Raw genomic sequence first — 14,640 nt, forward strand, 5'->3', positions numbered from 1 at the left:
GACCGGCAATGAACCTACCCCAACACGTGCGCCTGGTCGAAGTCGGCCCGCGCGACGGTTTGCAGAACGAGAAACAGCCGATCAGCGTGGCCGACAAGGTACGCCTGGTCGATGAGCTGAGCGCCGCCGGCCTCGGCTATATCGAGGTCGGCAGCTTCGTCTCGCCCAAGTGGGTGCCGCAGATGGCCGGCAGTGCCGAGGTGTTCGCGCAGATCCAGCGCAAGGCCGGCGTGGTCTACGGCGCGCTGACGCCGAATATGCAGGGCTTCGAGGCCGCCGTGGCCGCCGGAGTCAAGGAGGTCGCGGTGTTCGCCGCGGCCAGCGAGGCCTTCTCACAGAAGAACATCAACTGCTCGATCAGCGACAGCCTGCAACGCTTCGTGCCGATCATGGACGCCGCCAAGCAGCATGGCATCAGCGTGCGCGGCTACGTCTCCTGCGTGCTCGGCTGCCCCTATGAGGGCAGCGTAGCGCCCGAGCAGGTGGCCAGTGTGGCCGCCGAGCTGTTCGCCATGGGCTGTTATGAAGTCTCCCTGGGCGACACCATCGGCACCGGCACCGCCGGCGCCACCCGCCGCCTGTTCGAGGTCTGCGCCGGCAAGATCCCGCGCGACAAGCTCGGCGGGCACTTCCACGACACCTACGGCCAGGCCCTGGCCAATGTCTATGCCAGCCTGCTGGAAGGCATCAGCGTGTTCGACAGCTCGGTCGCCGGGCTGGGCGGCTGCCCCTACGCCAAGGGCGCCACCGGCAACGTCGCCACCGAGGACGTGCTCTACCTGCTCAACGGGCTGGGCATCGACACCGGCATCGACATGGACCGGCTGATTGCCGCCGGCCAGCGCATCTGCGACGTGCTCGGCCGGGCGAATGGCTCGCGGGTGGCGCGCGCCTCCCTGGCGCAGCGCTGAGCGGCCGGGCTGTCAGCTTTTCCTGACGGCCTGTAAAGCGCCCAACGCCTGCTGCCAGCGGCTGCGCAGGCGGCGGTGCGGCAACGCCACAGGCGCGGCGCCGGGCAGCCGGCAAACCAGCCGGCAAGGCATTACCGACAGCCGGGCGCGCCTTTAGGCTGTGGCGCGAACGACAAGAACAATCGAGGAATCGAGATGCACCAATCGCTCTGGGCCCCTTCCGCCGACCGCATCGCCGCCACGCGCATGGATGCCTTCCGCCGCTTCGTCAACCAGCGCCATGCCCTGCAGCTGGCCGACTACCCGGCCCTGCACGCCTGGAGCGTGGACCAGCGCGAGGCGTTCTGGCAGGCCATCGTCGATTTCTTCGACATCCGCTTCGGTGCCCAGCCCGAGTGCGTGCTGCGCGAAGGCACCGCCATGCCCAGCGCCCACTGGTTCCCCGGCGCCACCCTGAACTTCGCCGAACACCTGCTGCGCCGCCGCGACGCCCACCCGGCCCTGGTCGCCATCGGCGAGGACGGTTCGCGCGAGCAACTGAGCTATGCCGAGCTGGCCGCCCATGTCGCCGGCCTGCAGAAGAGCCTACGTGCAGCCGGGGTCGGCGTGGGCGACCGGGTCGCAGCCTTTATGCCCAACACCTGGCAGACGGTGGTCGGCATGCTCGCCACGGCGAGTCTCGGCGCCACCTGGTCGAGCTGCTCGCCGGACTTCGGCACCCAGGGCGTAATCGACCGTTTCGGTCAGATCGAACCCAAGGTGCTGATCGCCGCCGCCGGCTACCGCTACGCCGGCAAGAATCTCGACCTGACCGGCAAGCTCAACGAGATCCTCGATCGTCTGCCCAGCTTGAAGCAACTGGTGGTGGTGCCCTATTCGCGCCCCGAAGCCAGACCTACTGATTACAAGTCAGTTGCTCGAATCAGCCTGTGGCAGGACTTCTACCAGCCCGGCGGCGAACTCGAATTCACCCCGGTCGCCTTCGAGCAGCCGCTGTACATCCTCTACTCCAGCGGCACCACCGGCGTACCCAAGTGCATCGTCCACGGCGTCGGCGGCACCCTGCTGCAGCATGTGAAGGAGCTCGGCCTGCATACCGACCTCACGGCCGACGACACCCTCTTCTACTACACCACCTGCGGCTGGATGATGTGGAACTGGCTGGTCTCAGGGTTAGCCCTCGGCGCTACCCTGGTGCTGTTCGACGGCTCGCCCTTCCATCCGGGTGCCGAGCGCCTGATCGACCTGATCGATGCCGAGAACATCAGCCTCTTCGGCACCAGCGCCAAGTATCTAGCCGCCCTGGAAAAGGCCGGCGCCAAGCCCGGCCAGACGCACCAACTGAGCCGCCTGAAGGCCATTCTCTCGACCGGCTCGCCGCTGGCCCATGAGAGCTTCGAGTACGTCTACCGCGACATCAAACGCGATGTCTGCCTGTCCTCCATTTCCGGCGGCACCGATATCGTCTCCTGCTTCGCCCTCGGCAACCCGGTGCTGCCGGTGTGGCGCGGCGAGCTGCAGTGCAAGGGCCTGGGGATGGACGTGCAGGTGTGGAACGACGCCGGCCAGGCGGTGATCGGCGAGAAAGGCGAGCTGATCTGCGCCCGGCACTTCCCCTCGATGCCAGTGGGCTTCTGGAACGACCCGCAAGGCGAGAAGTTCCAGGCCGCCTACTTCGCCACCTTCCCCGGCATCTGGGCCCACGGCGACTACGCGGAAATCACCGAGCACGGCGGCCTGGTGATCCACGGCCGCTCGGACGCCGTACTCAACCCCGGCGGCGTGCGCATCGGCACCGCCGAGATCTATCGCCAGGTGGAAAAGGTCGAGGAAGTGCTGGAATCCATCGCCATCGGCCAGGACTGGGACGGCGACGTGCGCGTGGTCTTGTTCGTGCGCCTGCGCGAGGGCGTGGCGCTCACCGAGGAGCTGCAGACGCAGATCCGCCAGGTGATCCGCGCCAACACCACCACGCGCCACGTGCCGGCCAAGATCATCGCCGTGGCCGACATCCCGCGAACCATCAGCGGCAAGATAGTCGAACTGGCGGTACGCAACGTGGTGCACGGCAAACCGGTGAAGAACACCGACGCCCTGGCCAATCCCCAGGCGCTGGAGCTGTACCGCGACCTGGCCGAGCTGCAGAGCTGATGGCCCCAGGCTGCCCCGGGTGAACAGCCATCACTGAAAACGCCGGTGCAGGTCCGGGAATATCTCCTGGGCGAACCAGGCCGGCAGGCCGGGCAGTACCAGCCTGGATTTCGGCGTCGGGCTGAGCACCACGCCGGCCTGGATCAGGCGCTGCAGCTCGTCGATTGCCGGCCGCGGGGTGAGGCCGGTGAATACCTTGAGCTCGTTGCGCGGCATGGCCCCCTGCAGAATCAGCGCCAGCACGGCCGGGCCACTCTCCGGCCTGACCTTCAGCTGCAACAGCCGTTCGTTGTACCTGAAGGCCCGCGTTACCCGCTCGCGCAGAGCTTCGCGGTTCAGCGCGGCCGTCATGTAGTCGATCTGGTCGTGGCAGACATCGAGCATGAATTCGATGAAGCCGAAGTAATGCCGGCGCGACATCTGCCCGCGGCCATCCAGGTCGCCCTCGCGCGGCCTGTCGGCCAGTGCCAGCATCCGGTAGTACTCCTCGTGCCGGCGAGCCAGGCCGCGAGCCAGTGACCACAGGCCGGGCTGCAAGCCCAGGTGCACCAGTTGCAGATGCGTGAGCAGGCGCGCGACCCGGCCGTTGCCATCGACAAAGGGGTGGACCCAGGCCAGCCGGTGATGATTGGCCAGCACGGCGATCAACTGCCGACGGGGATCGACGATACGGCCGAACCCCTCCTGCAGATGCCTGAGCATCGCCAGTACCGCAGCCGCATCCGGTGCGTCGTGCTGGCCCACCACCACCTGCTCGTCGGCCGTGCTGCGCAGCCGCCCGGGTTGCATCAGGCGGCCATCGGCGAGCGTGCGACTGGCCGCGTCGGCGTCCTTGAACAGCCGGTAATGCAGGGCCGACACCAGCGCCGGGTCGAACAATTGGCGGAAATCTTCGGCTGGGTAGCGGCGCAAGGCGCGCTCGAATACCAGCTGCGCCTCCATATGCTGGATTGCCAGGTCCTTGAGCAGGCGTCGCTCGCGCTTCGGTGCGCTCTGCGCGCGCTGCATGTCGGCGGGAGCTGTGTATTGGCCCTCGATCAGGTTCGAGTAGTAGGTGTTGGTGATCCGCAGCAGGCGGGTCAGCTGTTCGGCGGTTTCCGTTGCCAGCCGTCCGGCCAGGAAGGCCGCCTTGCTTGGCAGCGCGTCGGCACGGCTGATGATCGAGGGCGGCAAGTCTTCCGGCAGCACGGGGTCCAGCCAGCTCTTCGAGGTGATCAAAGGCATGCGATCCGGACTCCAACCTCAGTAAGTTTCTTCACACTTTATTTCACATTCATAAATATTGGAACACTGCTTAGATAAAGGCCTCAGACAATAAATTGAAAGGCGTTTCGACTGACAAGCTTCACATTTATTTTCACATTTCAGGCGGCGCTCCCAGCTAAGGCTGGCAAAACCTGGTCCTGTTGTTTACTGTCCCCCGGCGCAAGCCCGCGCGATCTGCCGGCCCCAGTAGCCAGTCACGCTGCCGCCGCCACGAAGCGCTAGACAGCGAGCGCCTGCTGGAGCCCCTCGATAGCGCTTCAGGGCCACCAACAGCCTTGCCAAACCGTAGTCATGAAAGGAACTCAGCCATGCAGCAGCCTGCCCGCACCCTCTTCGCCACCGCCCTGCTCGCCCTCTGCGCCCCGCTCGCCCAGGCCGCCAGCGTTGCTGAAGTGTTCAACGGCGACATGCTGGATACCAACCAGCGCTACTTCGAGTCCATCGCCGGGATTCCACGCCAGTCCTATGGCGACCAGCATCTGTTCCGCATCAGTGGCTGCAACATCACCGCCACCATCCAGAACAACAGCGTCACGGCCCTGCGCCTGGAGCTGACACCCAGCTGCCAGGCCGACCTGACCAGCTTCCTCGGTGAATCCTTCGCCCCGCCAGCCGGCCAGCCGCTCACCGTCGGCAGTTTCCAGCAGGCCGCCGGCGACCTGAGTTTCTACTCCGACTGCCTGACCCTGTGCGGCAATGCGGCCGACCCTTCGGTCTATGCCCACTGGGAAGGCCCGCATGCGGTGAGCTTCCGCGAAGTGATGCTGGAACTGGTGCTGGCCGGCGATGCCGCCCTCGAAGCCTCCAGCCGCTGGCAGCAGCAGATGACCGCCGCCAAGGGTGAAGACTGGGTGATGGAAACCCGCTTCAACTGCGAGCGCGACTTCGACGGCCAGGCGCAGCAGAGCTTTGCCAATGTCGAGGTGAACGCCATCAGCATCGGCAGCGGGTTGGTCAAACCCGGCTGCTGAGGCTGCTCGGGGCGCTGGATATCGACGCCAGCGCCTTTTCCCTGACCTGGCGCAAGCTGGCGTGACAAATTGCCCCGCAGCGCTTGGCAAGGCCGCGAGGATGCGGGTACATAAAGGCATGTTCCCAGCGAAGCAGCCCCATGAGCCTCTCTTCCGACGCCACCGCCACCGAGAAACCGCCGGTTCGCCTGAAGCTGCGCCGGGTCGCCATCGATACCTACCGGGAAAACGTCGCCTACCTGCACCGTGACTGCGCGGCCTGCCGTGCCGAGGGTTTCCAGGCCCTGGCCAAGGTGGAGATCCGCGTCAATGGCAGGCGCATCCTGGCCAGCCTCAACCTGACCGATGATCTGGCGATTGTCGGCTGCGACGAACTGGGTCTGTCCGAAGATGCCTTCGCCCAGCTCGGCGCCCAGGCCGGCGAGCTGGCCTCGATTGCCCAGGCCGAGCCGGCCGCGTCGATCCCCGCGCTGCACCGCAAGATCGCCGGCGAGCGCCTGCAGCGCGAGGATTTCCAGGCCATAGTGCGCGATATCGCCGAGCACCGTTATTCGAAGATCGAACTGACCGCCTTCGTGGTGGCCTGCAACCAGGGCGAGCTGGACCGCGAGGAGGTGTACTTCCTCACCGACGCCATGGCCCATGTCGGCCGGCGCCTGGACTGGCGCGAGCATCCGGTGGTGGACAAGCACTGCATCGGCGGCATCCCCGGCAACCGCACCTCGATGCTGGTGGTGCCGATCGTCGCCGCCCACGGCATGCTCTGCCCGAAGACCTCCTCGCGGGCGATCACCTCGCCCTCCGGCACCGCCGACACCATGGAGGTGCTGGCCAATGTCGAGCTGCCCTTCGAGCGCCTGTGCGAGATGGTCCGCGAACAGCGCGGCTGCCTGGCCTGGGGCGGCGCCAGCGACCTGTCGCCGGCCGACGACGTGCTGATCTCGGTGGAGCGGCCGCTGTCCATCGATTCGCCGGGGCAGATGGTCGCCTCGATCCTGTCGAAGAAGATCGCCGCCGGCTCCACCCACCTGCTGCTCGACATCCCCATCGGCCCCACCGCCAAGGTGCGCTCCATGGCCGAGGCCCAGCGCCTGCGCAAGCTGTTCGAATTCGTTGCCTCGCGCCTGGCGCTGACCATCGACGTGGTGATCACCGATGGCCGCCAGCCGGTCGGCAACGGCATCGGCCCGGTGCTGGAGGCGCGCGACGTGATGCAGGTGCTGCAGAACGATCCGCGCGCGCCCAATGACCTGCGCCAGAAGGCCCTGCGCCTGGCCGGGCGCATGCTCGAGTTCGACCCGGACGTGCGCGGCGGCGACGGCTATGCGATTGCCCGCGACATCCTCGACTCCGGTCGCGCGCTGAACAAGATGCAGGCGATCATCCAGGCCCAGGGCGCCAAGGCCTTCGACCTCAACCAGCCGGCACTGGCGGCGCTGACCTTCGAGGTGCTGGCCGAGCGCGACGCAGTGGTGACCGGCATCGACAACCTGCAACTGGCGCGCATCGCCCGCCTGGCCGGCGCACCCAAGGTGCAGGGCGCCGGCGTCGACCTGCTGCGCAAGCTCGGCGAGACGGTCAGGGCCGGCGACTGCCTGTACCGCGTGCATGCCGACTTCCCCGCCGACCTCAGCTTCGCCCGCCAGGCCTGCGAGCGGGCCAACGGTTTCAGCCTCGGTCGCCCGGACCAGGTGCCCAACGTTTTCGTGGAGTTCTGATGCAAAGCCTGTTGCTGTATTTCGACGATGAAAGCGCCGCCGCCCTGCGCCTGGCCGCGGCCTGTGGCCTGGAGGCCGCCGCCATCGAGCGCCACCGTTTCCCCGACGACGAGCTGCGCCTGCGCCTGCCGCTGGACGAAGATGCCCGCCTGCCCGAGCAACTGGTGATCTACCGCGGTCTCGACCACCCCAACGAGCGCCTGGTCGAGCTCCTGCTGCTGGCCGGGGAAGCCCGTGCCCTAGGCGCCCGGCGCCTGCTGCTGGTGAGCCCGTACCTGGCCTACATGCGCCAGGACATCGCCTTCAACCCCGGCGAGGTGGTCAGCCAGCGCATCGTCGGTCGCTTCCTCGCCGAGCACTTCGACGCCCTGATCACCGTCGACCCGCACCTGCACCGGGTCGCCAGCCTGCATGAAGCGGTGCCGCTGGCCGATGCCGTGACCCTCTCCGGCGCTCCTGCCCTGGCCGAGCTGATCGCCCGCCAACGGCCGCAGGCGGTGCTGATCGGCCCGGATGCCGAATCCCTGCAGTGGATCGAGGTCGCGGCCGCCGGCCACGGCTTTGCCCACGGCGTCTGCCGGAAGGTGCGCCACGGTGATCGCGAGGTTTCCATCGAATTGCCCGACATGCCGCTGGCCGGGCGTCAGGTGGTGCTGCTCGACGATATCGCCAGCTCCGGCCGCACCCTGGCCCAGGCCTGCCGCCAGCTGCTGGCCGCCGGCGCCAGCTCGGTGGATGTGGCGGTGACCCATGCCCTGTTCGCCGGCGATGCCTTGGCGACCATCCGCGCCGCCGGGGTCGGCCAGGTGTGGAGCACCGACTGCATCGCCCATCCGAGCAATGCCGTGGCCATGGCGCCCTACCTGGCCTCAGCCCTCAGGCCGCTGCTGCGCTGAACGGCGCCCCGCACTGCCGCAACCGCGTCGCCATCCCTAGCTGAGGCGGCCCGGGTCCTCAGCCGGTTCGTCCTCGGGCAGGGCTTCCAGCTTCAATTCCCAGCTGCCGGCCGCAACGGCAGGCGCTGCGGCAGCCGGGGCTGGTGCGGCGACAGGGGCGGCCGCGGCGTTGGTCGGGTTCTCGCGGTGCAGCTTGAGCTTGAGGCGCACGTTGTTCGCCGAGTCGGCGTTTTTCACCGCCTCTTCCTCGCTGATGCTGCCTTCGTGGACCAGGTCGATCAGCGCCATGTCGAAGGTCTGCATGCCGAGGTTCTTCGACTTTTCCATGGTCTCCTTGATCTCGGAGAAGTCGTTGCGCTTGATCTGGTCGCGGATGGTCGGGGTGCCGAGCAGCACCTCCACCGCCGCGCGGCGCTTGCCGTCCACGGTCTTGACCAGGCGCTGGGAGACGAAGGCCTTGAGGTTGTTGCCCAGGTCGTTGAGCAACTGCGGCCGGCGCTCTTCTGGGAAGAAGTTGATGATGCGGTCCAGCGCCTGGTTGGCGTTGTTGGCGTGCAGGGTGGAGATCGCCAGGTGGCCGGTATCGGCGAAGGCCAGGGCGTGTTCCATGGTCTCGCGGTCGCGGATCTCGCCGATCAGGATCACGTCCGGCGCCTGGCGCAGGGTGTTCTTCAGCGCGGCGTGGAAGCTGCGGGTGTCCACGCCGACTTCGCGCTGGTTGATGATCGACTTCTTGTGCCGGTGCACGTACTCCACCGGGTCCTCGATGGTGATGATGTGGCCGCCGCTGTTGCGGTTGCGGTAGTCGATCAGCGCCGCCAGGGAGGTCGACTTACCCGAGCCGGTACCACCGACGAACAGCACCAGGCCGCGTTTTTCCATGATGCTCTTGAGCAGCACTTCCGGCAGCTTGAGGTCTTCGAACTTGGGGATCTCCATCTTGATGTTGCGCGCGACAATGGAGACTTCGTTGCGCTGCTTGAAGATGTTGATGCGGAAGCGGCCGATGTTCGGCAGGGAGATCGCCAGGTTCATCTCCAGCTCGCGCTCGAAGTCGGCGCGCTGCTCGGCGTCCATCACGCCGGCGGCAATCGCGGCCACGTCGCCCGGTTTGAGCGGCTCGTTGCTGAGCGGCTTGAGTACGCCGTTGAACTTGGCACAAGGCGGCGCCCCCGTGGACAGGTAGAGGTCGGAGCCATCCTGGGTCGCCAGGATTTTCAGCATTGCGGAGAGGTCCATGGGTAGCGCTTCCGTCGGTGAAGACTTAATAAGGTAGGCCAAGATCGGCGCGGCATTGCCCGACGAGAAGGCCTTAAAACTGGCGCCATTCTGATGGCGCAACAAATACTGGCACAATAGCGGCCCGAGCAAAATGAGGACCCCGTCATGGCAAAGGCAATGGCCCGCCACATTCTGGTCAAGACCGAAGCGGAAGCAGCCGCCCTGAAGAAGCGCATTGCCGCCGGCGAAGCCTTCGACGTGCTGGCGCGCAAGTATTCGACCTGCCCGTCCGGCAAGCGCGGCGGCGACCTGGGCGAAGTGCGCCCCGGGCAGATGGTGCGCGCCATCGACCAGGTGATTTTCAAGAAGGAGCTGCGCACCGTGCACGGCCCGATCAAGAGCCAGTTCGGCTACCATCTGGTCCAGGTCTTCTTCCGCGAGTGACGCCCAGATGACGCCCGAACAGATCGCCGCCTTCTGCCTGAGCCTGCCGGGCGCCCGCGAGGACATCAAATGGGGCGGCGTGAGGGTGTTCTCGGTGGCGCAGAACAAGATGTTCGCCCTCTTCCACCTGCGCAGCCACGACGACCTGGCCTTCAAGGTCGACAGCGACCTGTTCCTCGGTTACTGCGACCGCCCCGGCATCCACCCCGCGCCCTACCTGGCCCGCGCCCACTGGGTCAGCATGGCGCAGCCCTGCCCGCTGGGCGACGCCGAGCTGCGCGAGCTGCTGACCCGCTCGCACCAGCTGGTGGTGAGCAAGCTGCCCAAGCGCCTGAAGCTCGGCCTGCTGCTCTAGTAGGCGCGCAAAGCGCCCCATCCGTCCCGCCGACTGCCTTTCTAGCGCCTAAACCGCTACAATCGCGCCCTTTTGCGCAGCCGCGCCCTCGCTCCCCAGGATTTCAGTCGTGATCTCTACCGCCAATATCACCATGCAGTTCGGCGCCAAGCCGCTGTTCGAGAACGTTTCCGTCAAGTTCGGCAACGGCAACCGCTACGGCCTGATCGGCGCCAACGGCTGCGGCAAGTCGACCTTCATGAAGATCCTCGGCGGTGATCTGGAGCCTTCCGGCGGCCAGGTGATGCTGGAGCCGAACGTGCGCCTGGGCAAGCTGCGCCAGGACCAGTTCGCCTACGAAGAATTCAACGTGATCGACACCGTGATCATGGGTCACGAGGAGCTGTGGAAGGTCAAGGCCGAGCGCGACCGCATCTATTCGCTGGCGGAAATGAGCGAAGAAGACGGCATGAAGGTGGGCGAGCTGGAAGGCGAGTTCGCCGAGATGGACGGCTACACCGCCGAATCCCGCGCCGGCGAACTGCTGCTGGGCCTGGGCATTCCACTGGAGCAGCACTTCGGCCCGATGAGCGAAGTGGCGCCGGGCTGGAAGCTGCGCGTGCTGCTGGCCCAGGCACTGTTCTCCGATCCGGAAGTGCTGTTGCTGGACGAACCGACCAACCACCTGGATATCAACACCATCCGCTGGCTGGAAAACATTCTGGTGCAGCGCAACAGCACCATGATCATCATTTCCCACGACCGCCACTTCCTCAATTCGGTCTGCACCCACATGGCCGACCTGGACTACGGCGAGCTGCGCCTGTTCCCGGGCAACTACGACGAGTACATGATCGCCGCGACCCAGTCGCGTGAGCAGCTGCTCTCGGACAACGCCAAGAAGAAGGCGCAGATCGCCGAGCTGCAGACCTTCGTCAGCCGCTTCTCGGCCAACGCCTCCAAGGCCAAGCAGGCCACCAGCCGCGCCAAGCAGATCGACAAGATCCAGCTGGCCGAGGTCAAGCCGTCCAGCCGCGTCAGCCCGTTCATCCGCTTCGAGCAGACCAAGAAGCTGCACCGCCAGGCGGTGACCGTGGAGCACATGTCCAAGGGCTTCGACGGCAAGATCCTGTTCAAGAACTTCGGCTTCACCGTCGAAGCCGGCGAGCGCGTAGCCATCATCGGCCCCAACGGTATCGGCAAGACCACCCTGCTGCGCACCCTGGTCGGCGAACTGGCGCCGGATGCCGGCTCGGTGAAATGGACCGAGAGCGCAGAAGTGGGCTACTACGCCCAGGATCACGCCCACGACTTCGAGGACGACGTCAGCCTGTTCGACTGGATGGGCCAGTGGACCCAGGGCGAGCAGGTCATTCGCGGCACCCTCGGGCGCATGCTGTTCAGCAACGACGAGATCCTCAAGTCGGTCAAGGTCATCTCCGGTGGCGAACAGGGCCGCATGCTGTTCGGCAAGCTGATCCTGCAGAAGCCCAACGTGCTGGTGATGGACGAACCGACCAACCACCTCGACATGGAATCCATCGAGGCGCTCAACCTGGCGCTGGAGAACTACCCCGGCACGCTGATCTTCGTCAGCCACGACCGCGAGTTCGTCGGTTCCCTGGCCACCCGCATCATCGAGCTGAGCGACAACGGCGTGACCGACTTCAGCGGCACCTACGATGACTACCTGCGCAGCCAGGGTGTGATTGTGTAGGTTGGGTTGAGGCGCAGCGCCGAAGCCCAACAATCAGGGCCAGGCGCTGGCTGCGTTGGGCTTCGCTACGCTCAACCCCAACCTACGCCGATCATGAAAAACAAAAAGGGCATCCCACGGGATGCCCTTTTTGTTTGCGTGAAACTCAGTGCCCGCCGAGATAGGCGTTGCGCACCTCCTGGTTGCCCAGCAGTTCCTCGCCGCTGCCGCTCAGGCGGATTTCCCCGGTGACCATCACGTAGGCGCGATCCGACAGGCGCAGCGCGTGGTTGGCGTTCTGCTCCACCAGGAAGATGGTCATGCCGGTCGTGGCCAGCTCGCGCAGGGTCTGGAAGATCTGCTTGACCACGATCGGCGCCAGGCCCAGCGACGGCTCGTCGAGCAGCAGCAGCTTGGGCCGGCTCATCAGCGCGCGGGCGATGGCGAGCATCTGCTGTTCGCCGCCGGACATGGTCATGGCGCGCTGGTTGCGCCGCTCCTTGAGCCGCGGGAACAGCTCGAACATACGCTGCATGTCCTCGTCGGCATGCGCCGTGCCGATGGGGATGGTGCCCATCAGCAGGTTCTCCTCCACGCTCATGTCGGGGAACACCCGGCGTCCTTCCGGCGCCTGCGCCACGCCGTTGGAGGCCACGTAGTGCGAGGACTTGTGGGTGATGTCGGTACCGCGGAACAGGATCTGCCCGGCCGAGGCCCGTGGCTGGCCGAAGATCGACATCAGCAGCGTGGACTTGCCCGCGCCGTTGGAGCCGATCAGGCTCACCGTTTCACCCTCGTCGATATGCAGGCTGACCTTCTTCAGCGCCTGTATCACCCCGTAGTGGACGTCGACTTCCTTCAGTTCGAGGATCGGCTCGCTCATGCCAGCTCCTCCTCGTCCGCGCCCAGGTAGGCGGCGATCACTTTCGGGTCGTGGCGGATCTGCGCCGGCCCGCCCTCGGCGATCACCACGCCGTGGTCGAGCACGACGATGTGGTCGGAAATGCTCATCACCATGCCCATGTCGTGTTCGATCAGCAGTACGGTCATCTCGTGCTCGTCGCGCAGCTTGCGGATGATCCGCGAAAGCGCCTCGGTTTCCGCCGGGTTGAGGCCGGCAGCCGGCTCGTCCAGGCAGATCAACTGCGGCCGCGTGCACATGGCCCGGGCGATTTCCAGGCGGCGCTGCTGGCCGTAGGACAGCTCGCCGGCCAGGCGGTTGGCGCAGTCCACCAGGTCCACCACCTCCAGCCAGTAGAAGGCGTGGTTGAGGGCGTTCTCCTCGGCCTGGCGATAGCCGCGGGTGTTGAACACCCCGGCCAGCAGGCTGCGGTTGACCCACATGTGCTGGGCCACCAGCAGGTTCTCCACCACCGACATTTCCTTGAACAGGCGGATGTTCTGGAAGGTGCGTGCCAGGCCGGCGCGGTTGACCAGGTGGGTACCGCCGAACATCTTGTACCAGGTACGGCTGGCCAGCTTGGCCGGGGCCACGAAGTCGCTGGGCTGGAACGGCTCGCCGAGCACCTGGATCACGTCGGTGACAGTGCCGCGGGCATGCAGGCGGATGCTGCCGCCGGTGGCCTGGTAGAAGCCGGTCAGGCAGTTGAACACCGTGGTCTTGCCGGCGCCGTTGGGGCCGATCAGCGCCGAGATCGAGTGGCGCCTGACCTGCAGGCTGACGTCGTTGAGCGCCTTGATGCCGCCGAAGTGCATCATCAGGTGGTCGACCGTGAGAATCATCTCGTCGTTCATGGCGCCACCCCCTTGCGCGGCGTGACACCGCTGCGGCTGATGCGGATCAGCCCGCGCGGGCGCCAGATCATCATCAGCACCATGAGCATGCCGAACAGCAGCACCCGGTAGTCGGCGAAGCTGCGCAGCAGCTCCGGCGCCACAGTCAGCACGAAGGCGGCGATCACCACCCCCACCGTCGAACCCATGCCGCCGAGCACGACGATGGCGAGGATCAGCGCCGACTCGAAGAAGGTAAAGGACGACGGGTTGACGAAGCCCTGGTAACTGGCGAAGAACACCCCGGCCAGGCCGGCCGTGGAGGCACCGATCATGAACGCCGAGAGCTTCACCAGCACGTGGTTGAGGCCCATGGCGCGGCAGGCGATCTCGTCTTCGCGCAGCGCTTCCCAGGCGCGGCCGACCGGCATGCGCGTCAGGCGGTGCTTGATGTACAGCACCAGCATTACCACCAAAAACAGCACCGCGTAGATGAACAGGAACTTCAGGTTGGGGTTGTAGGCCACGCCGAAGAACTCGTGGAACGGCACTCCGCCATCCTTGGCGCGGCGACCGAACTCCAGGCCGAAGAAGGTCGGCGCCGGCACCGACATGCCGTTCGGCCCGCCGGTGAAGCTCAGCCAGTTGTTGAGCACCAGGCGGATGATCTCGCCGAAGCCGAGGGTAACGATGGCCAGGTAGTCGCCATGCATGCGCAGCACCGGGAAGCCCAGCAACGCCCCCGCCAGCGCGGCCAGCAAGGCCGCCAGCGGCAGCACCGTCCAGAAGCCCAGACCGAGGTACTGGTAGCCCAGCGCCAGGCCGTAGGCGCCGATGGCGTAGAACGCCACGTAGCCGAGGTCGAGCAGGCCGGCCAGGCCGACCACGATGTTCAGGCCCAGGCCCAGCAGCACGTAGATCAGGCCGAGGATGACCACGGTGAGCAGGTACTTGCTGGCGAAGAACGGGAAGATCAGCGCCACCACCAGCAGCAACGGGATGATCCAGCGCAGCCGCGACTGGTAGTCCGGCGGCCGCACATGCACGCCCGAACCATTGCTCTCGAAACGCGCCAGCAGCGCCACCCCGCTGCCGCTCTGCAGGTACAGGCTGAGCAGCAGGCGGCCGAGCATGACCACGCCGATCACTGCGCCGAGGCGCTGGGGTTGCAGGTTGAAGCTGTAGCCGTCGAGCACCACCCCGACTATGGGGCCGAACACGATCAGGGCGATCAACCCGGCCAGCACGGCATCCAGCAGACTCTTCTTCAGATCCAGGCCTTGTTTGACTGCAGCCAT

13 protein-coding genes are annotated in these 14,640 nt (G+C 66.2%); 8 read left to right on the forward strand and 5 right to left on the reverse strand.

The features are described from left to right. Positions 1-8 precede the first annotated feature (8 nt). Together GV001_RS13125 and GV001_RS13130 are read left to right on the forward strand one after the other, a co-directional pair. Positions 9-911: a hydroxymethylglutaryl-CoA lyase gene (locus GV001_RS13125; protein WP_160080520.1), complete on the forward strand. Its 903-nt coding sequence runs from the start codon at positions 9-11 to the stop codon at positions 909-911. A 195-nt stretch (positions 912-1,106) separates the two neighbouring features. Beyond that, entirely contained in the window at positions 1,107-3,062 is a 1,956-nt protein-coding gene (locus tag GV001_RS13130) for an acetoacetate--CoA ligase (protein ID WP_160080522.1), read from the forward strand. A 30-nt stretch (positions 3,063-3,092) separates the two neighbouring features. On the opposite strand, the gene GV001_RS13135 is transcribed toward GV001_RS13130, so the two are convergent. Continuing rightward, the gene (locus GV001_RS13135; RefSeq protein WP_160080524.1) at positions 3,093-4,286 is read right to left on the reverse strand and encodes a Fic family protein; all 1,194 of its coding nucleotides are present in this window, start codon (positions 4,284-4,286) and stop codon (positions 3,093-3,095) included. Between the two features lie 350 nt (positions 4,287-4,636). On the opposite strand from GV001_RS13135, the gene GV001_RS13140 reads away from it, so the two are divergent. The 3 genes from GV001_RS13140 (at position 4,637) to GV001_RS13150 (ending at position 7,913) form a co-directional block, all read left to right on the forward strand. Continuing rightward, positions 4,637-5,299, forward strand: coding sequence for a hypothetical protein (locus GV001_RS13140; RefSeq protein WP_160080526.1), 663 nt, complete (start codon positions 4,637-4,639; stop codon positions 5,297-5,299). A gap of 140 nt (positions 5,300-5,439) precedes the next feature. After that, positions 5,440-7,017 (forward strand): thymidine phosphorylase family protein, encoded by a 1,578-nt coding sequence (locus tag GV001_RS13145; RefSeq protein ID WP_160080528.1) that lies wholly within the window; start codon positions 5,440-5,442, stop codon positions 7,015-7,017. Beyond that, on the forward strand, positions 7,017-7,913 hold the full coding sequence (locus GV001_RS13150) for a ribose-phosphate diphosphokinase (protein ID WP_160080530.1): 897 nt from the start codon (positions 7,017-7,019) through the stop codon (positions 7,911-7,913). Before GV001_RS13145 ends, GV001_RS13150 begins: the two co-directional genes overlap by 1 nt. A 36-nt stretch (positions 7,914-7,949) precedes the next feature. Here the strand turns inward: GV001_RS13150 and GV001_RS13155 are convergent, their stop codons facing one another. After that, positions 7,950-9,152 (reverse strand): PilT/PilU family type 4a pilus ATPase, encoded by a 1,203-nt coding sequence (locus GV001_RS13155; RefSeq protein WP_178091824.1) that lies wholly within the window; start codon positions 9,150-9,152, stop codon positions 7,950-7,952. A 147-nt stretch (positions 9,153-9,299) separates the two neighbouring features. On the opposite strand from GV001_RS13155, the gene GV001_RS13160 reads away from it, so the two are divergent. From GV001_RS13160 to GV001_RS13170, 3 genes are all read left to right on the forward strand, one after another. Further along, positions 9,300-9,578 carry a peptidylprolyl isomerase gene (locus tag GV001_RS13160; protein WP_160080532.1) on the forward strand — a complete coding sequence of 93 codons (279 nt, stop codon included), beginning with the start codon at positions 9,300-9,302 and terminating at the stop codon, positions 9,576-9,578. Positions 9,579-9,585: 7 nt separating this feature from the next. Next, positions 9,586-9,933, forward strand: a complete 348-nt coding sequence (locus tag GV001_RS13165; RefSeq protein WP_160080534.1) for an MmcQ/YjbR family DNA-binding protein — start codon at positions 9,586-9,588, stop codon at positions 9,931-9,933. Positions 9,934-10,042: 109 nt separating this feature from the next. Then, a complete protein-coding gene (locus GV001_RS13170) occupies positions 10,043-11,629 on the forward strand; it encodes an ABC-F family ATPase (protein WP_160080536.1) in 1,587 nt (528 codons plus the stop codon). 145 nt (positions 11,630-11,774) lie between these two features. Here the strand turns inward: GV001_RS13170 and GV001_RS13175 are convergent, their stop codons facing one another. Genes GV001_RS13175 through livM form a run of 3 tightly spaced genes read right to left on the reverse strand, consistent with a single transcriptional unit; the run spans position 11,775 to position 14,640 of the window. After that, entirely contained in the window at positions 11,775-12,491 is a 717-nt protein-coding gene (locus GV001_RS13175) for an ABC transporter ATP-binding protein (protein WP_160080538.1), read from the reverse strand. Beyond that, positions 12,488-13,363 carry an ABC transporter ATP-binding protein gene (locus tag GV001_RS13180; RefSeq protein WP_160080540.1) on the reverse strand — a complete coding sequence of 292 codons (876 nt, stop codon included), beginning with the start codon at positions 13,361-13,363 and terminating at the stop codon, positions 12,488-12,490. The genes GV001_RS13175 and GV001_RS13180 overlap by 4 nt, the downstream gene beginning before the upstream one ends. Beyond that, a complete protein-coding gene (gene livM / locus GV001_RS13185) occupies positions 13,360-14,640 on the reverse strand; it encodes a high-affinity branched-chain amino acid ABC transporter permease LivM (RefSeq protein ID WP_160080542.1) in 1,281 nt (426 codons plus the stop codon). Before livM ends, GV001_RS13180 begins: the two co-directional genes overlap by 4 nt.

Source organism: Pseudomonas sp. 8AS (assembly GCF_902506505.1).
Classification (GTDB): domain Bacteria; phylum Pseudomonadota; class Gammaproteobacteria; order Pseudomonadales; family Pseudomonadaceae; genus Aquipseudomonas.